We start from the raw sequence: 17,495 nt of genomic DNA on the forward strand, positions 1-17,495 counted from the left end.
TAAAAAAGTCTCAAAAATGATGTTCGCAGTCCCTCCTTATCGATCATTGTAGCCATCTGGGTGGCTGGAATGCCAAGCCCAGGCTGTTTGGATGATGGTTTCGATATTGTCAAATTTTGGTTGCCAACCGAGAATAGCACGCGCCTTCTCAGATGATGCGATCAAGGTATCTGGATCTCCTGGTCTACGATCAGCAATCTCAAGTGGAATCGGATGCCCCGTCACCTTGCGGGCTGCTTCAACGATTTGGAGATTGGAGAATCCAGTTGATGAGCCCAGATTAAAGGCGGTCGATTCATTTCCTTTTCTGAGATACTCCACCGCTAGCAGATGGGCATCTGCCAAATCAAATGGATGGACATAGTCCCGAACATTGGTTCCATCTGGTGTATTGTAGTCATCTCCAAAAATGGCGATCTTTTCGCGTTTGCCTTGGGCCACTTGCAAGACGATTGGCAGGAGATGAGTCTCTGGCCCATGGTCTTCGCCGATGGATCCATCTGGCTTAGCACCTGCTACATTAAAGTAACGAAGAGGCACATACTTGATGCCGTAGGCTTGATCGGCCCAACGCATGATGGTTTCCATCATGAGCTTGCTTTCCCCGTATGGATTAATCGGATTTTGTGGAGTGGTTTCAAGAATCGGAATTTCTTCTGGAATGCCGTAGGTAGCAGCAGTTGAAGAAAAGACGATGTAGTGCACCCCACATTCATGCATGACTTCCAAGAGTTTGACCATGCCTGCTGTATTATTGTCGAAATATTTCAATGGATCGGCCATGGACTCCGCGACCAGTGAGTAGGCCGCAAAGTGGATGACCGCATCGATATCGGCATGTTCCTTAAAAACAGTGCGCATAAAGTCTTGATCCGCCAGGTCTCCTTGGTAAAAGACGGCATCTTGATGCACCGCTGCACGATGGCCTGTGACCAGGCTATCGACCACGACGACTTTTTCCTGTCCTTCATTGACCAAGCGGTCCACCATGTGGGAACCGATATAGCCAGCTCCTCCGAGTACGAGTATTGCCATTTGTTTTCCTTTCGCTTCTTGTCTTCTCTCTTATTGTACCAAATTTCTGTCGCTTCTCCACACTTAAAGTGTCGCAACAAAGCGTCTAAAGGCAGCTTGTCCTTCTGCTGTTCGCTTGTAGACTCCAGCATCTTCCAGCACGCGCGCAAAGATCTGACCAACCGATTCACGGACAAGGGCCTCTGCCTCTGCTTCTTCTGTGATAGCTGGGTGAGTGGCTTTCAAATCATCTGCCCAAGCCTGGTGGTAGGTTGCCACTGTGCTCTCACGTCCAAGCAAATAGTCCTGAACCTGCTTGAGCTCTTCCTTGAGGCGAGGTGGCAAAATGGCCAAGCCCATGACTTCGATCAGGCCGATATTTTCTTTTTTAATGTGTTGCACATCTGCATGTGGGTGATAAATGCCATCGGGATGCTCTGGTGAGGTTTGGTTATCACGGAGCACTAAGTCCAATTCATAATGCCCATCACGAATCCGTGCAATGGGGGTAATGGTATGGTGGGGCTGACCATCGGATACCGCTAAAACTTGAACGGCTGGATCCGAGTAGCCTCGCCAGGCTGTTAGGATATGGTCTGCCAGGGCAATCAATTGCGCCTTGTCGTCCGATTGCAAACGTAGAACCGACATGGGCCAGTTGACAATCCCTAGCGATACAGCCTCAAAGCCCTCAATGGTAAAGCTTTCCTCCACAGGAGCTAGCTCCATAGGGAAGGTGTGGCGTCCGCCTTGGTAATGATCATGAGTCAGGATAGATCCCCCTACAATGGGCAGATCTGCATTGGACCCTGCAAAATAGCCTGGAAAAGTCTCGACAATGGTCAAGAGTCGCTCAAAGGTCTTGCGACTAATGGCCATGGGCACATGCTGGCTATCGAGGAAAATGCAGTGTTCATTGAAGTAGGCATAAGGGGAATACTGAAAGCCCCAATCATGACCGTCCATATCAAAGCGAATAATCCTGTGATTAGCCCGGGCTGGATGGTCTAGGCGACCTTGATAGCCTTCATTTTCAAAGCACAATTGGCAGGCCGGATAATGACTGGCTTTGGCAAGCTTGGCCGCTGCAATGTCTTTAGGATCTTTTTCAGGTTTTGACAGATTGATGGTGATTTCAAGAGAACCATAGGGAGTTTCTGCCTCAAAGGCAATATTTTGCGCAATCGCTTTGACCTTGATGTAATCATTGCGCTTAGAGAGGGCATAGAAATCCGCAATCGCGTCTTCTTTGGACTGACGATAGGTCTCCCAGAAACGATGGTTGACCTGACTAGGACTAGGGGTGATCCAATCCATCAACTCCGCACCCAAGCTGTCCTTTGCGGCCATGCTATCTTGGATCTTACTATTCGCAACAGCGATTTCCACCAGCTGATCTTTGAGTGCGATCAAGTCAGCCTGATGAGCTGGGGCGTCTAGACCTTCTTCTCCAACGCGACTCATGATGCGATTTTTTAGATAAATCCGATCCATCTCTTCGTAGTCACTCGCCACAATGACGGCTGTAACAAATGCATCTAATACCTGTTCTGTCATCCTATCTCCTTTTTAATCGATTACCCGTGTCCCTGCCGCAACTTCTGCGATATAGAAGCTTGGCGCATAGCCAACGACTTCTTCATAACGGTTGCCGACAGTTTCTTCAAATGCTTCAACCTTATCTTTGTTTACAAGGGCGATGGCGCAACCACCAAAGCCTGCTCCTGTCATACGAGCGCCCAAGACACCTTCTTGTTCCCAGGCTGTATGCACCAAGGTATCCAATTCTAGACCTGTCACTTCGTAGTCATGCTCCAAGGATACGTGGGAAGCATTCATGAGACGACCAAAACCTCCCAAATCACCTGCTTCAAGTGCCTTACGAGCTTGGAGAGTCCGTTGGTTTTCAAGTACAGCATGACGAGCTCGTTTGATGCGATTTTCATCCTTGATCAAGTAGCTATAGGCATCAAAAGACCAGAGATCCAATTCCCCTAAGGTTTGGATATCCAATTTTTCTTGGAGTTCAGAGACGGCGGTCTCACATTCTGAACGACGTTCATTGTATTTTGAATCCGCTAATTCCCGGCGTTTGTTGGTATTCATGATAACTACGACATTGTCTTTGAGGTCCAGCGGTACCAGATCATACTCTAGGGTGTTGGTATCGAGATAAATAGCCCGTTGATCAGCTCCCATACCGATGGCAAATTGGTCCATGATCCCAGAGTTGACTCCGATGAAGTGATTTTCAGTTTGTTTCCCGATCTTGACCAGATCTAGACGATCTAACTGAAGATCATATAGTTTCTCAGCGATGACGCCAATCAAGAGCTCAAGCGAAGCTGAAGAAGAAAGACCGGATCCGTTTGGAATATTGCCGTAGACATAGACGTCCATTCCGCTATCAATGACATGACCAGCTTCTTGCAAGAAGTGGAGCACGCCTTTTGGATAGTTGGTCCAGTTGTGCTCTTTTTCAAAGTGGAGATTATCCAGTGGAACTTCAATGATCCCCTTGTCTTCAAAGTTTCCTGAGAAGAAACGCAAGACCTTATCCTCACGCTTTCTTGCAGCTCCGTAGGTACCAAGTGTAATGGCTGCTGGGAAGACATGCCCACCATTATAGTCCGTGTGTTCACCGATCAGATTAATCCGTCCTGGTGAAAAGAAAGTGTGGTCAGCCTTTTCCCCAAAGACAGCCTGGAATTTTGCTTGTAAATCTTGAGATGTGATTGTTGTCGTCATGAGAAACTCCTTTAGTTTTGTAAACGTTTTTATACTTGTATTATATCTGATCGCAAGTAAAACTTCAAGTATTTTTAGTAAAATTTTATTAATTTTTTATTTTATGCCAAAGAAGGCTATAACAAAGGGTTTTCCTCCGATTAAAACTTCTATTCGATAATTGCCGACTTGAGTTAATTTTAGTAAAACTTTACCAAAAAATCTCAATTGGGAGTGACCCAATTGAGATTCTGAATCCTTTAGTGTTTCTTTCTTGGATAGACAAAAGATCCAAGGAAGGTTAAGAGGCTGATGCCCATGAGAGCTAGGAGATTCTCTGTTTGACCAGTTTTTGGCAATACAGATGATGCAGGACTTGCTGACACGCTGACAGGAGCCTGATCAGTGGCTTGTTTCACAGCGATCGGAGTAACTTGTGGACGATCAAGAGTGCTAGCTTTTTCCTGCTTGCTAACAAGAACCTGTGTTCCAGTGTGACCAACCTCTACTGGTTGTGTCTGATGGGTTGGATCTTGGACTGGTGAAGTTGGATCTTGGGTTTCTGGTGTTGGCAATGGTGCAGGTGCTGGATAGAAGAGACCATGACCAATGCGGTAGGCGTACTCTGTTTCCGACATTTTTCCGTCTACAATTTTTGGAATATCAACCGGTAAGGTACCTAGATGTTCCTTGCCATTGAAGATGACTTCCACTCCTGCAGGAATATTAGGACCAAATGCATTGTCTGGTTTGAGGGATTCCGTTGGATCCATTCCCTTATTTCCATAGACTGCCAAAATGGCTTTTGCCGCTGGATAGTTGGCTACATCATAAGGTTTAGAGATAGAAAGGACAGCTGCCTTCTTATGGTTGGTATTGGCATAATTGACGATTTCTGTTGGGATCTTGGTCCGCCAGAAATCTTTATCCAGTTGCCCTTCATAACCGATCTCTGAAATCACTACGATGTGAGTGGCTTTCTCTAGGTCTTCTTTTAGACTATCAAGGGTAGATTCTTTAGTGAAGTTCTTGGCCACAAAGGAGGTATCTTTTGGAAGCACTCCGTCCGCAATTAAGCGACGCATACCCAAATCGAGTCCAGGGACTTCATTTTCAAAAGCTCCTAAGAGTAAGACATGGTCCCCTGTTTGCACCTTAAATGGCAGAGTATTTTCTTCATTTTTTACAACCGTCACCGCTGCTGCTGCAATCTTGCGTTCCAAGTCACGGTTGAGGGTTGATCCGACTGCTTCTTCTGCTTTTTCAGCCGTCCGAGCACTTGGATCAAAATTCAAGACCCCACGTTTTTCTTTGAGGGTCAGAATCCGGCGAACCGACTCATTTAAGCGTTCTTCTGAAATGTCACCGGTTTTCACGGCATCTACCACTGCATCGACAATGGTATCAATCTTGCTCAAATCGGCTTTACTGCGAAGGGTCGTTGGCATCAAGACCAGGTCAACTCCTGCTTTGATGGCCATTTTCACAGCTTCCACCTCACCGAAGTTCTTGGCGATGGCATCCATCCCCATGGCATCGGAGACAATCACGCCCTTATAGCCGTATTTCTTCCTTACCAAGCCCGTTAAAATATCATCAGAAAGAGTCGCTGGAACATAAATCTTCTCGCCTGTTTCTTTTGAAACGACCTGATCTTTTTCAATCTGCGGGTATTGGATATGAGCCGTCATCAAGAGGTCGACCCCTCCATCCATAGCTTTTTTGAATGGAAGGAGTTCTAATTTTTCAAGCTCGGCAAGTGATTTATCCACCAATGGCAGACCTGTATGGGAATCGACCGCTGTATCTCCATGACCTGGGAAATGCTTGGCTGCTACAGCCACATTGTAGTCCTGAATGCCTTTCATCATCGGAATACCCAAGTAAGCAACTCGGTTTGGGTCAGATGAGAAGGAACGAAGCCCAATCACAGGGTTTTGAGGATTATTATTGGTATCCAAAACCGGAGCGAAGTCCACATTCAAGCCTAGTGCAGAAAGTTCACGTCCGATGATTTGACCGGCTTCTTTCGCTAGTTTGGGATCATTGGTAGCCCCAATGGCCATATTGCCAGGAAGGGCAGTACCCGTACCCAAGCGGTAGACGATCCCCCCTTCTTGGTCGATGGCTAACAATAGCGGAATCTTCCCGTTATTGGCCTTGTTTTCGATCGCCGCCTTTTGCATATCTTGCGTCAGAGTCAGGGTTTGCTTGGTTTCTTTCACGTTTTCAGCAAAAAGAATGACGCCTCCAAAATCATATTTATCGATCGCATCTGCTACTTCCGCATTGACCTTGGTGAGATCCTGTGGCGACTCCTGATTAGCCTCCTGCCACTTACGGAAGTCCGGCATGATCATTTGCGTCACTTTTTGTTTGAGTGGCATGTTTTCAATCAGTTTTTCTACTTCAGGAGATGCCGTCTCTGTCGAGGTTACCGTTGGGGAGGCTGCAGGGACAGCAGCACGGTCTGTTGAAGTCGGCGTTTCGGCCACTTCTCCCTGGTTTTCTGTGGTGCTTTCTGGACTTGGAGAAGCCACCACCTCTTCTACTGTTGCTGCCGGTTCATTGGCTTGATCCGACGCTTGAGCTGTGTCTGCCTTTGCTGTTTGAACGGATAATAGAGCAAAAGCAGCTAATAGGGCCGCAGATGGATAAATGATTTTTTTCATAAAGCGACCTCCTTTCTTTCAATAGATATTGTACCATTGTTTTATAGTTTTGTAAACGGTTGCAACATCTAAAACAGAAAAAGGATAAGCATTTTTTACTTATCCTTTAGTTCGTTCATATTTTTTTAAAACACCATTTCTTGACCATTTTCTGTCACTTGGTAAGTGCCCTCAGCAAGATCGATTCGGGCTACTGCTGTGACAGTCTGGTCTTTATTTTGGCGCGTGATGACAATGGTATGATCATCTGGTGTTTCCACTTCAATGCTTCCTTCTAGGTCAAAAGCTTGCGAGTTGTTCCGGAAACTAAAGAGCTTGAGAAGGGATTGTACGACTGGTCGCTCCACTTCTTGAGCGATTTCTTCATTGCTGTAGTAATGACGGTTGATATTGCGGCCTTCTTTAGTGTTTTCTAAGAGTTCCAAATCATTCTTCCCAGCTAGGAATCCAACATAATAAACCTGTGGAATACCTGGTGCAAAGGCTTGAATTAAACGGGCTAGGAAGTACTTACGATCATCATCTCCAAGTGCTGAATAGTAGGTCGAATTGATTTGGTAGATGTCCAAGTTGTTGTATTCTGCTGTGGAATATTTGCGTTTAACATTTGCCCCTACCTTATAGAGCTCATTTGAAGCATAGTCAATCTCTTCATCTGTCAAGATATCCTTGACATCGACCACCCCAATCCCATCATGGGTATCGAGCGTCGTGAATTGCTTCATCGGACTCATCTTCAACCACTTGGCAAGGCGATCCACTTTTGAACTATAGAGGGTATAGAGGGTTACCATTGGAAGTGCGAAGTCATAGACATAATAGTCGTGATCGGCAATCTTAAACTGGATGGAATAGTGCTCATGAATCTCTGGAAGAAGCTCAGCACCGTAGCCTGCCGCCATATCGCGCACCTTATCCAACAAATCCCAAATGTCTGGCTCCACGAAGAAATCATTGGTGTCCAATTTCTTGACTGCATAGGCAAAGGCGTCCAAACGAATGAGGTCACAGCCATTGCTCGCCAGGTGTTCGATGGTCTTACGAATAAAGTCCATGGTCACGTCCTTGGTCACGTCTAGGTCAATCTGCTCTTCCCCGAAAGTATTCCAGAGATGCTCAGTTGTTCCATCCGCAAAGGTAATTTCTTGCTTGGGAGCTCGATCTTTGCGCTTATAAATCAAGTCCACATCCGCTTGAGTTGGACGATTCTCAGGCCAGAACTTGTCCCAGTTGAGAAAGAGGTCCTTGTAGGCACTTTGGTCGTGCTTTTCTTGGTAGTCCTTGTAGTATTTAGACTGACGAGAAATGTGATTGATCATAAAGTCAAACATAAGATAGTACTTGTCGCCCAAGCGTTTGACATCTTCCCAATCTCCAAAGGCTGGATCCACTTGGTCATAGTCGACAGGCGCAAAGCCACGGTCACCAGTTGATGGGAAAAATGGCAAGAGGTGAACCCCACCTACTGCATCCCCAAAGTGCTTCTCCAGATTTTCATAGAGATCCTTCAGGTTATTTCCTAAGCTATCTGAGTAAGTAATTAACATGGTTTTGTTTTGAATTGGCATAATGGTTCCCTTTCTTTTTTGAAAGCCAAGTCTTAGGAGACCTGGCTTTCTTGAGTTTTTCTATTTTAGAATTGTTTCCTAGGGTACTACAGAAATTTTCAGCAAGCTGAATCGTCCCTTTGTATCTTATTTCACTGCGCCGTTGCTCATTCCTGCGATGATATGGCGTTGGAAGAAGAGATAGACAATGGTGATACTGATAATGCCGACAACGTAAGAAGCAAAGCTTGGTCCGTAGTCGTTGAAATATTGGCCTGCGTAGTTGTATTGGAACAAAGGCAGGGTCCACATTTTTGAATCGCGGTTCAAGACAAGGAGTGGCAACATGAAGTCATTCCAGAACCAAAGGGCATTGATAATCATGGTTGTCGCATGCATGGGTTTCATCATCGGGAAAATGATACGGAAATAAGTTGTAAATTTATTAGCCCCATCGATCTCTGCTGCTTCATCCAAACTTTCTGGGATAGAGATTTTGATATACCCTACATAGAGGAAGAGGGTCTGTGGAATCGCATAGGTCAAGTAGAGCAAGATCAAACCAAAGGTGTTAGCTAAACCGAGTTTACTCATCATAACCGTAATCGGAATCATGATAACCTGGAAAGGTACGAAAATCCCAAGAATCAAGAGGGTGTACATGATGGTAAAGGCTTTTCTCTTACTCATATTACGTGCGATGGAGTAGGCTGCCATGGGGATAAAGATCATTACTGCAAGTAAAGACAAGACAGTGATGACGACAGAGTTCCAATAATAGCCTCCGATCCCATCAGCCAAGAGACGGCTAAAGTTGTCCCATGTGAAGTTGGTTGGAAATCCAAAGAAATTGTCTACGATATCCTTGGTTGGTTTGAAGGAACTAAAGAGGGTGGCAAGGAGTGGCACTAAAATCAGAACCGATCCTAGAATCAATAGAATGTATTTGCCAATCAAGGCTTTTCTTTCATCTTGTTTCATCGTGCTTCTCCTCTTAAATTTCAAATTTCTTAGATACTCTCAATTGGATGATCGAAATCACTACAATCAAGAAGAACAAGATTACGGCAATGGCATTGGCATAACCGAATTGGTTATTTTTAAAGGCATAGTTATAAACCAAGAGTCCAAGTGAGGTTGTGGCATTGTTTGGACCACCACCAGTCATGGCAAAGACTTGGTCAAAGGCGGTAAGCCCACCTTTTAGGGCTAGGATAAAGACCATAGAGACACTTGGTAGCAAGTAAGGCAATTCAATATTCCAGAAGACTTGCTTGCTCGTCGCACCATCGATTCTGGCTGCTTCCGTAATCTCGGTTGGAATAGATTGTAGACCAGCTAAGAAGATAATGATGGGCATAGCTACTCCTTGCCAAAGAAGGACAAAGACAGCCGCAAAGATCGCTCCCCACTTAGTCCCTAAAAGACTAGTTTGGAGAAACTCGATATGAAGGGCATTCCCAATGGCTGGTAGACCGTAGTTGAAGACTTGTTTGAAAATCAGAGCCACTGTCAAACCAGACAAAACTGCTGGGAAGAAGAACCAAGCACGGAAGAAGGTTTGGCCTTTGATCTTAGAGTTCAAGACACGCGCAATGAAGATCCCAAGGGCAATCTCACCAACTACCATAGCAATCGTGATGATCGCAGTAAAGCCAATAGCATTCATGAATTTTGGATCCATAAAGAGGAGCTTAAAGTTATTCAAGCCAACAAACTTGTAGTTATAGGTCAAACCTGTCCAGTTGGTAAAACTGTAAAAGGCTCCTTGGAACATTGGCACATAGAAGAAAATTGCTTGTAATAAGAGGGGAATGACCACAAAAGCCCATGCCCAATATTTTTGTAATACTTTTTTCATTGTCTCTCTACTCCTAATCCACATCCGCTTTCATCGGGTTAAAGAAGGCATTCAAATCATTGACCATTCCTTGTTTATCACCTGTCAAGACATAGTTCATGGTCAAGGTATGGAAGTCTGCTTCACTGGTCCAGTATTGTTGCAACCAGACCAAGTGACGATCCGTAAAGGCATATTTGGTCATCCCAGCAAGCGGTGAATCCTCTCCTGCTTGTTTGACCCCTTCGATCGCTGTTGGAGATCCGTCCACATCGTAGTATTTTTGCATGACTTCTGGACGGGTCATGTATTCCACAAAGGCATTGGCTTCTTTTGGATGTTTGGTAGTAGCTGAGATAGACCATGCCAAGTCACCTGCACCAACGGTTAAGCTTTGTCCTTTTTCTTTTCCTGGAATCATGAAGGTTCCAATCTTAAATTTCGGTTTTTGTTCATTAATCGCTGTAATCGCCCAAGATCCATTTGGTGTCATGAGGACATCTCCACGCGCGAAGGCTCCGATAACATCGGTATAGCCAGCACCTTCCCAGTTCTTTTGCTTCGAACCTTTAATGCGAAGAATATCCATGACCTTGATGTCATCTTTCATAATCGGATCAGACAATTTAATGGCATTTGGTTGAGAATAACGAAGGTATTGATTGGCTTCTTTACCTCCACCTGCTGCTGTCGCAAAGGCCAATTGATTGTATCCATTGAGAGTCCAAGCATCTGCACCTGCAATCCCAAATGGTGTTTGTCCTTTAGCAACGATGTCTTTGACTAACTGTTCAAATTCATCCCAGGTTTCAGGGACCTTCAAGCCTAGTTCTTCGAATTTATCTTTGTTGTAGTAAATTCCATAAGCATTGGCTGTAAAGGGAACGTTGTAGACTTTTCCGTTCACGGCATATTTTTCAGCATAGCCATTTTTCACGCGTTTCATATAGTCTTTATTGGACAAATCTTCGAAGACACCTGCTTTTGCCCATTCTTGCAGTTCGATGGACTGTGGGTAAATATTAACCACATCTGGCACATCTCCTGCGAGGACACGTGTTTTCAATACTTCACCACCGTTCGGTACATTGACAACTTTGACCTTGACCTTTGGGTTTTCCTTTTCAAAATCACGCGCGATTTCTTCCAAAGTTTTAGTCATTTCTTTTTTCTGGTTGAAATACTCGATGGTCACTGTGCCATCCGCCGATTTTCCATCGTTGGAGCAAGCACCGAGCCCAAACAAGGCTAAGCCTGTTGTCGCAAGAAGTCCGATTTTTTTATACCATTTCATTTGGCTGTCTCCTTTTATTTTTTGACAAAAACATATTGTTTAGTGAGGAAATCTCCCTGAGGAAGAACGACGGTTAAGCCTGCATACATGAGCTCAGCTCCTGAATAGACTTGGTTGGTCCCTTCTAAGCTATAGAGCGCATCTTCTTCCAACCCTTTGAGTTTCAGGGTCGGCTCGATCTCCTCAACCGTTGATAAGACCCGTACATAGGTTACAACCGTACGGTCTTGATAAGTGAACTGGACGGCTGCTTGATTGGCACCTTGACTAGGATTTATTAAGCGGTAATGTTTTCCGAATTGAACAAGGGCTCGAATCGTTTTGTAATGAGCGACTTGAGTTGCGATGACATCCAACTCTTCTTGAGAAAGGCTGGTCAAATCCAATTCATAGCCCAGATTTCCCATCATGGCTACATGTCCACGCGTTTCAAGTGGTGTCATCCGTCCCATCTGGTGATTTGGAACAGCTGATACGTGAGCCCCCATAGAAATGGTAGGATAGAGGTAGCTAGAACCGTACTGGATCGTAAGTCTGGCAATGGCATCCGTATTGTCACTTGCCCAGACCTGAGGGAAATAACGCATCATACCGAGGTCATTGCGGCCACCGCCTCCAGAGCAAGACTCAAAGAGAATGTTCTCATACTTCTCTGTTAAGTAAGAAACCACTTCATAGAGGCCCAAGATATACGCATGGGATTGCATCTTGGTTTCAAGGTAGGTTTTACCATTTCCAAGTTTGGTGATATTGCGGTTCATATCCCATTTGATATAGTCGATCTTATGGTTTCCAAGTAAGTCATCCAAGACCTGCTTGATATAAGAAACCACTTCTTTATTTGCGAAATCGAGTACTAGTTGATTCCGTGAATAGGTGTGTTCATAGCCTGGGACTTGAATAGCCCAGTCCGGATGAGCCCGGTAGAGGTCGCTATCAACAGAAATCATTTCTGGCTCCACCCAAAGGCCAAATTGAAGTCCCTTATCGTGGATGCCTTGGATCAGTTCTGCTAGGCTTCCTCCTAATTTTTCTTCATTGACAGTCCAGTCACCAAGGGCCCGATTGTCATCATAGCGATTACCAAACCAGCCATCATCAAGAACAAAGAGTTCGATTCCCACTTTTTGAGCCTCATCTGCCAGCTCCAATAATTTGTCTTTCTTGAAATCAAAGTAGGTGGCTTCCCAGTTGTTGATGAGAATTGGACGTTCTTTATGGGCAAACTGTGTTGGAATGATATGGTTTTGGACAAATGCTTGACTCTCATGACTGAGACCAGTCAAGCCCTCATGTGAGTAGCTAATCAATGCCACCGGCGTATCAAAGCTCTGATTCGGTGCCAACTCCCAGGAGAAGTTTTCTGGATTGATTCCCAAGCCAACCCGAACTTCATTGAGTTGATTTTTTTGAACAAATCCTTCAAAATTCCCGCTGTAGAGCAGTTGGAAGGCAAGGGCAGAACCAGCATCTTCTGTCACTTCATGGTCAGCAAGAATGAGAGCTGGGGTCTGGGCGTGTCCAGAAGCACCACGGTTGGAGCTGATGGAGAAGATTCCTTGTTCCACTTGCTGACGGCGGACTGTTTTTTCTCTCGCATATGCCCCTTGAAGGGTGATGACATCGTAGTCACCTGCTGGGACATCGGCCAACACACTGAGAGCCTTGTGGACCACGACGGTTTCATCACTGCAGTTTTCAATCTTTGAAAAGCTGGTGATGGTTGCCCGATCTTCGTAGGCTGTGTAATAGAGGGTCAACCGAAGATCCGCTTGATCATCTTCAAAGACCAAGGCCAAGGTTTCAGCCTGATCTACTGTATGTGGATTGGGAAGACCAGTTGCCTCGACACTACCAGAGTAGATATTGGCTCCGACATAGAGGAAATCCGTCACCTCTGTAACGCCGTGCTGGATCTGAATCGACGGCTTTCGAAAATCTCCAAGCCCATGCTGTCCCAAAACCTGACGCTGGGTATCTAGACTAAAGATGCGATTGTCAGGTGTTGGATTTCCAGAGAAAGCATGATCCTTCTCATGTACGGTATTGGAAAAATGATAAGACGGGATCGGACGCCCCAGATGCTTGAGCATTAGGTAGCCATCTCGATTTTCAAGGATCAGGCTCAGTCCCTTACTTTCTACATAGAACAAATTCTGTTCGATACGAATTGCCATATCTTCCTCCATTGGATCCTATAAAATATCACTATGTATTTTTAAATTCAGTTCCAATATTTTTCTTTTTTTACATGTCTTTATTTTACTTGATGTAAACGCTTCTGAAAATAGAATTTTGTTGCACTTATATGGTAAAATGTTAGGTAGGAGGTTCAACCATGTCAGTCTTTTCTGAATACCAAACCGATACCATTGACCTAGCCCTTGATTTTTATGGCTACGAAGATTGTCCGAAGAATTATGAATTTGGTCCTAGCGTCCGAGATAATTTTGTCCTTCATTTTGTTACCAAGGGAAAGGGAGTCTTTCACTTTGAAAAAAAAGAAATCCACCTAGAGGCCGGGGATCTCTTTCTTCTTCCAAAAAATAAGGTGACCTACTACCAGGCAGACTCAGAAGAACCTTGGTCCTACTACTGGATTGGCATCAGTGGCACCAAGGTAAGTGATTTCATGCGCTTTTCAACCCTACAAGAAAAAGGCTTTTTAAAGAAAACAGAGGTGGACACAGAGCGGATTGGCCTGTTCATGGAGCGACTCGTCCACAAAGCAGAGGCTTCAAAAATGACTTCTCACTACCAACTCCACCTTCTCTCGCAGATCTATGAACTGCTATTTCTTATCAGTGAAGTGGCTCCCGATATCCATCGGAGCCATCCATCTCCAACCTATCAACTCTACCTGACCTGCAAGCATGTGATTGAGACGCATTACAATAAAGATCATCTAAGTATTCAAGAGATCGCTGATGACCTCAATGTCCATCGCTCCTATCTGACAACTGTCTTTAAGGAGTTTCACCAGATCTCTCCCAAGGAATTCTTACACTCGGTCCGCATGCAGCGTGCCCAGCAGTTACTGACCAACACAGACGAGAGCATCAAGATTGTAGCTTACTCAGTGGGCTTTTCAGATCCCCTCTATTTTTCAAAGGCTTTTAAGGCCTATAGCCAGCTGACTCCTAGCCAATATCGCAATAAACATAAAATTTAGTAAAATTTTATTTCTTTTTACTAGTTTTTAGAGTATACTGGAAGTAGAAATCAATAAAGGATGAACTATGACAACGATTAAAGACATTGCGGAAAAAGCAGGCGTTTCTCAGGCAACGGTCTCTCGCGTCCTCAACCAGGATGCGACCTTATCTGTTGGGGAAGACACGCGCAGTCGGATTCTTCGCATCGCTGAAGACTTGCATTACCAAAAGAAAAACCGCAAAACAGGGCCTCAACCAGTTGAGGATTTTCATAAAATCGTCATCTTTGAATGGTACACGCGTGAAGAAGAATTAGATGACCTCTACTACTATGCCATTCGGATGGGGTTGGAAAAACAAGCCCAGGAATTAGGCTATGAGATCTTTCGTATCTTCAATAATGACGATTGGTCCTTGATTCAAGAGGCAGACGGCATTATCGCTCTTGGGAAATTCAGTCCCAAGACCATTCAAGATCTAGAAAGCTACGGCAAACCCCTGATCTTTGTCGATAGCAATACCCTCTATTTAGGGCATTCCTGTGTGACGACCGATCTAGAAGATTCTGTCATCACCGCTCTCGAGTATTTCCTTGAGCATGGCCACAAGGAGATCGGGCTCTTGGTCGGGCAGGAAGAGACGGCAGATGCGACACCGTTACAGATGGATCCCCGTCAACGGACCTTTCAACAGTTTCTCACGGAAAAAGGACTTTATGAGGAGCGCTTTGTCTCTGTTGGTCAATTCTCAACTGAGTCAGGTTATCAGATGATGGAGCAGCTGATTCAAGACTTGGGCGACGACTTGCCAACTGCCTTTTTCATGGCCAGTGATGCCATAGCTGTCGGAGCCCTTCGGTCCCTTCAGGAGCACCAAATCGCAGTCCCTGATCGCGTCAGTCTCATTTCCTTCAATGATACCTCGATTGCTAAGTATGTCTTTCCTGCCCTCTCTACAGTAACTGTCTACACAGAAGAAATGGGCAAGCAAGCCATTCAGATGTTGCGGCAAACCTTTCAAGGGAGTCAACCAAGTGTTCCCTATATGGTCAAATTAGCCACCAAACTGACGATTCGAGACAGCAGTCGCTAGGAGGTCCTATGAAAACACACGAAATCCTCTTTCAAACCCTTTCTCAGGCAGATGATTATGTCAACGGGGAACAGTTGGCAAAAGAATTAGGCGTTTCCCGCACCTCCATCTGGAAAGCTATTCAGCGCCTGGAAAAAGATGGGGTCGTTATCGAATCCCTAAAAAAGAAGGGCTATAGACTGGTCTCAGGCGATATTCTGCTTCCTGCAGTCATCGCAAGCAATACCCAGTTGACCGTTACTTTGAATGAAGAATGTCATTCTACCCAATTGGACGCAAAATTAGGCATGGAAGCCCATAAAGAGGGCAGGGCTCTCTACCTGGCCAAGTCCCAATCTGCCGGAAAGGGCCGCTTTGGTCGCGACTACTACTCTCCCGATCAAGGCGGCATCTATATGTCTCTTCATCTCAAGCCCCAACTCCCACCTGCGGAGCTCCCCCCTTATACCCTCATGGTCGCAGGAGCCATCTATAAGGCTATTAAAAATCTGACCCTGATCGATGTCGATATCAAATGGGTCAATGATATTTACTATCGCCATAAAAAAATTGGAGGAATCCTAACCGAAGCTATCACATCCATCGAGACTGGCCTTGTCACGGATATCATTATCGGAGTCGGTTTCAATTTGGCTATCTCTACTTTTCCAGATGAGCTAGAAAACAAGGCTGGTTCCTTATTTGAAGGCCCTTGTCCCATCACCCGCAATGACCTCATCAGCGAGATCTGGAGGGAATTTCTTCATACGGATATCGATGAACTGGTCTACCTCTACAAGGAGCGCTCCCTGGTCTTAGGACGAACCGTTACCTTTGAGCAGAACCAGCAGACCTATCAGGGCCTCGCCAAAGACATCTCCGATACCGGCCAACTCTTGGTCCAGTTAGAAAATCAAGAAGAAATCTGGCTCAATAGTGGCGAAATTTCCCTCAAGCAGTGGAATCTATAAAACAGAGCTCACAACTCAAAAAAGAGTCTGGGACAAAACGCTGTCTCAGACTCTTTTGTGTGAAGATATATCAAAACTTTTTAAACCAATTCTTGATATACTCTAAGCATATATCCAGTAAGAATTTGATAAATAATAATACAATTCCAATCTTCACAAACATGTAATATTTAAATGTGTCATCAAATTCATGCACACGGATCGGAAAGGTGAAGATATTAGACGGATTGATAAGAAAATATAGTGAGATACAAATAGATAAAACCAACGCCACTATAAAAATTTTTTTATGTATTTGCATTTTTTACCTTTTCCTTTCTTGGTTGACAACATTAATTACCAATTACCAATTTTATATAGCCTGATTAATTCTTTCATTCCCCTTTCTACCAGGCTATTTTATAGTTCTTACACCTTCATCATATACAAATTTCAAAATAATACAAGTCTGTTTTTCTAATTATTTTTATGATATAATAATAAAGTTTGAATGTTAAACAAAAAACTCAGTAACTATCCCAACAAACTCTATAAAATTAACTTTTTAGATAGCACCATGATATATTTAAGCTACTAAATAGTTCAATTCAGTAGGTTTTTTGCCCCATTTTTAAAACATGATATTGAAAATACCTAAAAGCGTCTTCCGAAAATCATCTATATTTCAATATTTTTGATTACCTTCAATATGAAAAGTTCTTACAAATTCATGCAGGGGCATCAAAGACAACAGGAAAAAGCCTTGAAATCAAGGCTTTTTTGCTTGTCATTTTGTTTTTTGTACCAAATTTTGTACCAAATAATTATAAAAGTTTTCTAACGTTATCAAATTCTTCACTTATTTTCTCTTGTAGTGTATGACCATATACTGCTCTTCTTCTATAGCCTGAGACTCCTTTGATGAAAATAAATCCACAGAAAAAGTAAATGCTTCTAGTAAAACAATATCTGCTCATACTGTTTTATTACATTCTTGGGTATGTAATAATACCAGCTCCAATTAAAAAAAGATTAATAAATAGCAATACAATTATTTTAATGTAATTAATTTTCATACCTATATTCTGTTCCCCCTTTTCTTATCAAGAAGTTTTCAAAAATATAATTATCAATATACTAATAACTAAATTTAGAGAGTGGGACAGAAATCGGTAATTCGTTAGAATTCGATTTCGTCGTCCCACCTCCGCACAGTTGAGTAGGG

The 17,495-nt window shown here is 44.1% G+C and carries 12 protein-coding genes; 3 read left to right on the forward strand and 9 right to left on the reverse strand.

Annotation, left to right across the window (positions count from 1 at the left end):
• Nucleotides 1-36: 36 nt before the first annotated feature.
• From galE to H7T97_RS08930, 9 genes are all read right to left on the reverse strand, one after another.
• A complete protein-coding gene (galE, locus tag H7T97_RS08890) occupies nucleotides 37-1,035 on the reverse strand; it encodes a UDP-glucose 4-epimerase GalE (protein WP_201090091.1) in 999 nt (332 codons plus the stop codon).
• A gap of 63 nt (nucleotides 1,036-1,098) precedes the next feature.
• Nucleotides 1,099-2,571 carry a UDP-glucose--hexose-1-phosphate uridylyltransferase gene (galT, locus tag H7T97_RS08895; RefSeq protein WP_201090092.1) on the reverse strand — a complete coding sequence of 491 codons (1,473 nt, stop codon included), beginning with the start codon at nucleotides 2,569-2,571 and terminating at the stop codon, nucleotides 1,099-1,101.
• A 12-nt stretch (nucleotides 2,572-2,583) separates the two neighbouring features.
• Complete coding sequence (locus H7T97_RS08900) at nucleotides 2,584-3,762, reverse strand: galactokinase (RefSeq protein ID WP_207185578.1); 1,179 nt, start codon at nucleotides 3,760-3,762, stop codon at nucleotides 2,584-2,586.
• A gap of 239 nt (nucleotides 3,763-4,001) precedes the next feature.
• Nucleotides 4,002-6,413: a glycoside hydrolase family 3 N-terminal domain-containing protein gene (locus tag H7T97_RS08905; protein ID WP_201090093.1), complete on the reverse strand. Its 2,412-nt coding sequence runs from the start codon at nucleotides 6,411-6,413 to the stop codon at nucleotides 4,002-4,004.
• Between the two features lie 125 nt (nucleotides 6,414-6,538).
• On the reverse strand, nucleotides 6,539-7,981 hold the full coding sequence (gene gtfA, locus H7T97_RS08910) for a sucrose phosphorylase (protein ID WP_155167610.1): 1,443 nt from the start codon (nucleotides 7,979-7,981) through the stop codon (nucleotides 6,539-6,541).
• A gap of 126 nt (nucleotides 7,982-8,107) precedes the next feature.
• On the reverse strand, nucleotides 8,108-8,941 hold the full coding sequence (locus tag H7T97_RS08915) for a carbohydrate ABC transporter permease (RefSeq protein ID WP_021153463.1): 834 nt from the start codon (nucleotides 8,939-8,941) through the stop codon (nucleotides 8,108-8,110).
• Between the two features lie 13 nt (nucleotides 8,942-8,954).
• The gene (locus H7T97_RS08920) at nucleotides 8,955-9,821 is read right to left on the reverse strand and encodes a carbohydrate ABC transporter permease (RefSeq protein ID WP_000757161.1); all 867 of its coding nucleotides are present in this window, start codon (nucleotides 9,819-9,821) and stop codon (nucleotides 8,955-8,957) included.
• Between the two features lie 13 nt (nucleotides 9,822-9,834).
• On the reverse strand, nucleotides 9,835-11,094 hold the full coding sequence (locus tag H7T97_RS08925) for an extracellular solute-binding protein (RefSeq protein WP_201090094.1): 1,260 nt from the start codon (nucleotides 11,092-11,094) through the stop codon (nucleotides 9,835-9,837).
• Between the two features lie 14 nt (nucleotides 11,095-11,108).
• Nucleotides 11,109-13,271: an alpha-galactosidase gene (locus H7T97_RS08930; protein WP_201090095.1), complete on the reverse strand. Its 2,163-nt coding sequence runs from the start codon at nucleotides 13,269-13,271 to the stop codon at nucleotides 11,109-11,111.
• Between the two features lie 161 nt (nucleotides 13,272-13,432).
• Here H7T97_RS08930 and H7T97_RS08935 point away from each other — a divergent pair, with 161 nt between their 5' ends.
• From H7T97_RS08935 to birA, 3 genes are all read left to right on the forward strand, one after another.
• The gene (locus tag H7T97_RS08935) at nucleotides 13,433-14,266 is read left to right on the forward strand and encodes an AraC family transcriptional regulator (RefSeq protein ID WP_201090096.1); all 834 of its coding nucleotides are present in this window, start codon (nucleotides 13,433-13,435) and stop codon (nucleotides 14,264-14,266) included.
• Between the two features lie 67 nt (nucleotides 14,267-14,333).
• Complete coding sequence (locus tag H7T97_RS08940) at nucleotides 14,334-15,341, forward strand: LacI family DNA-binding transcriptional regulator (RefSeq protein WP_201090097.1); 1,008 nt, start codon at nucleotides 14,334-14,336, stop codon at nucleotides 15,339-15,341.
• 8 nt (nucleotides 15,342-15,349) lie between these two features.
• Entirely contained in the window at nucleotides 15,350-16,291 is a 942-nt protein-coding gene (gene birA, locus H7T97_RS08945; protein WP_201090098.1) for a bifunctional biotin--[acetyl-CoA-carboxylase] ligase/biotin operon repressor BirA, read from the forward strand.
• The last annotated feature ends 1,204 nt before the right edge of the window (nucleotides 16,292-17,495 follow it).

This window comes from Streptococcus parasanguinis (assembly GCF_016648925.1).
In the GTDB taxonomy this organism is placed as follows: Bacteria; Bacillota; Bacilli; order Lactobacillales; family Streptococcaceae; genus Streptococcus.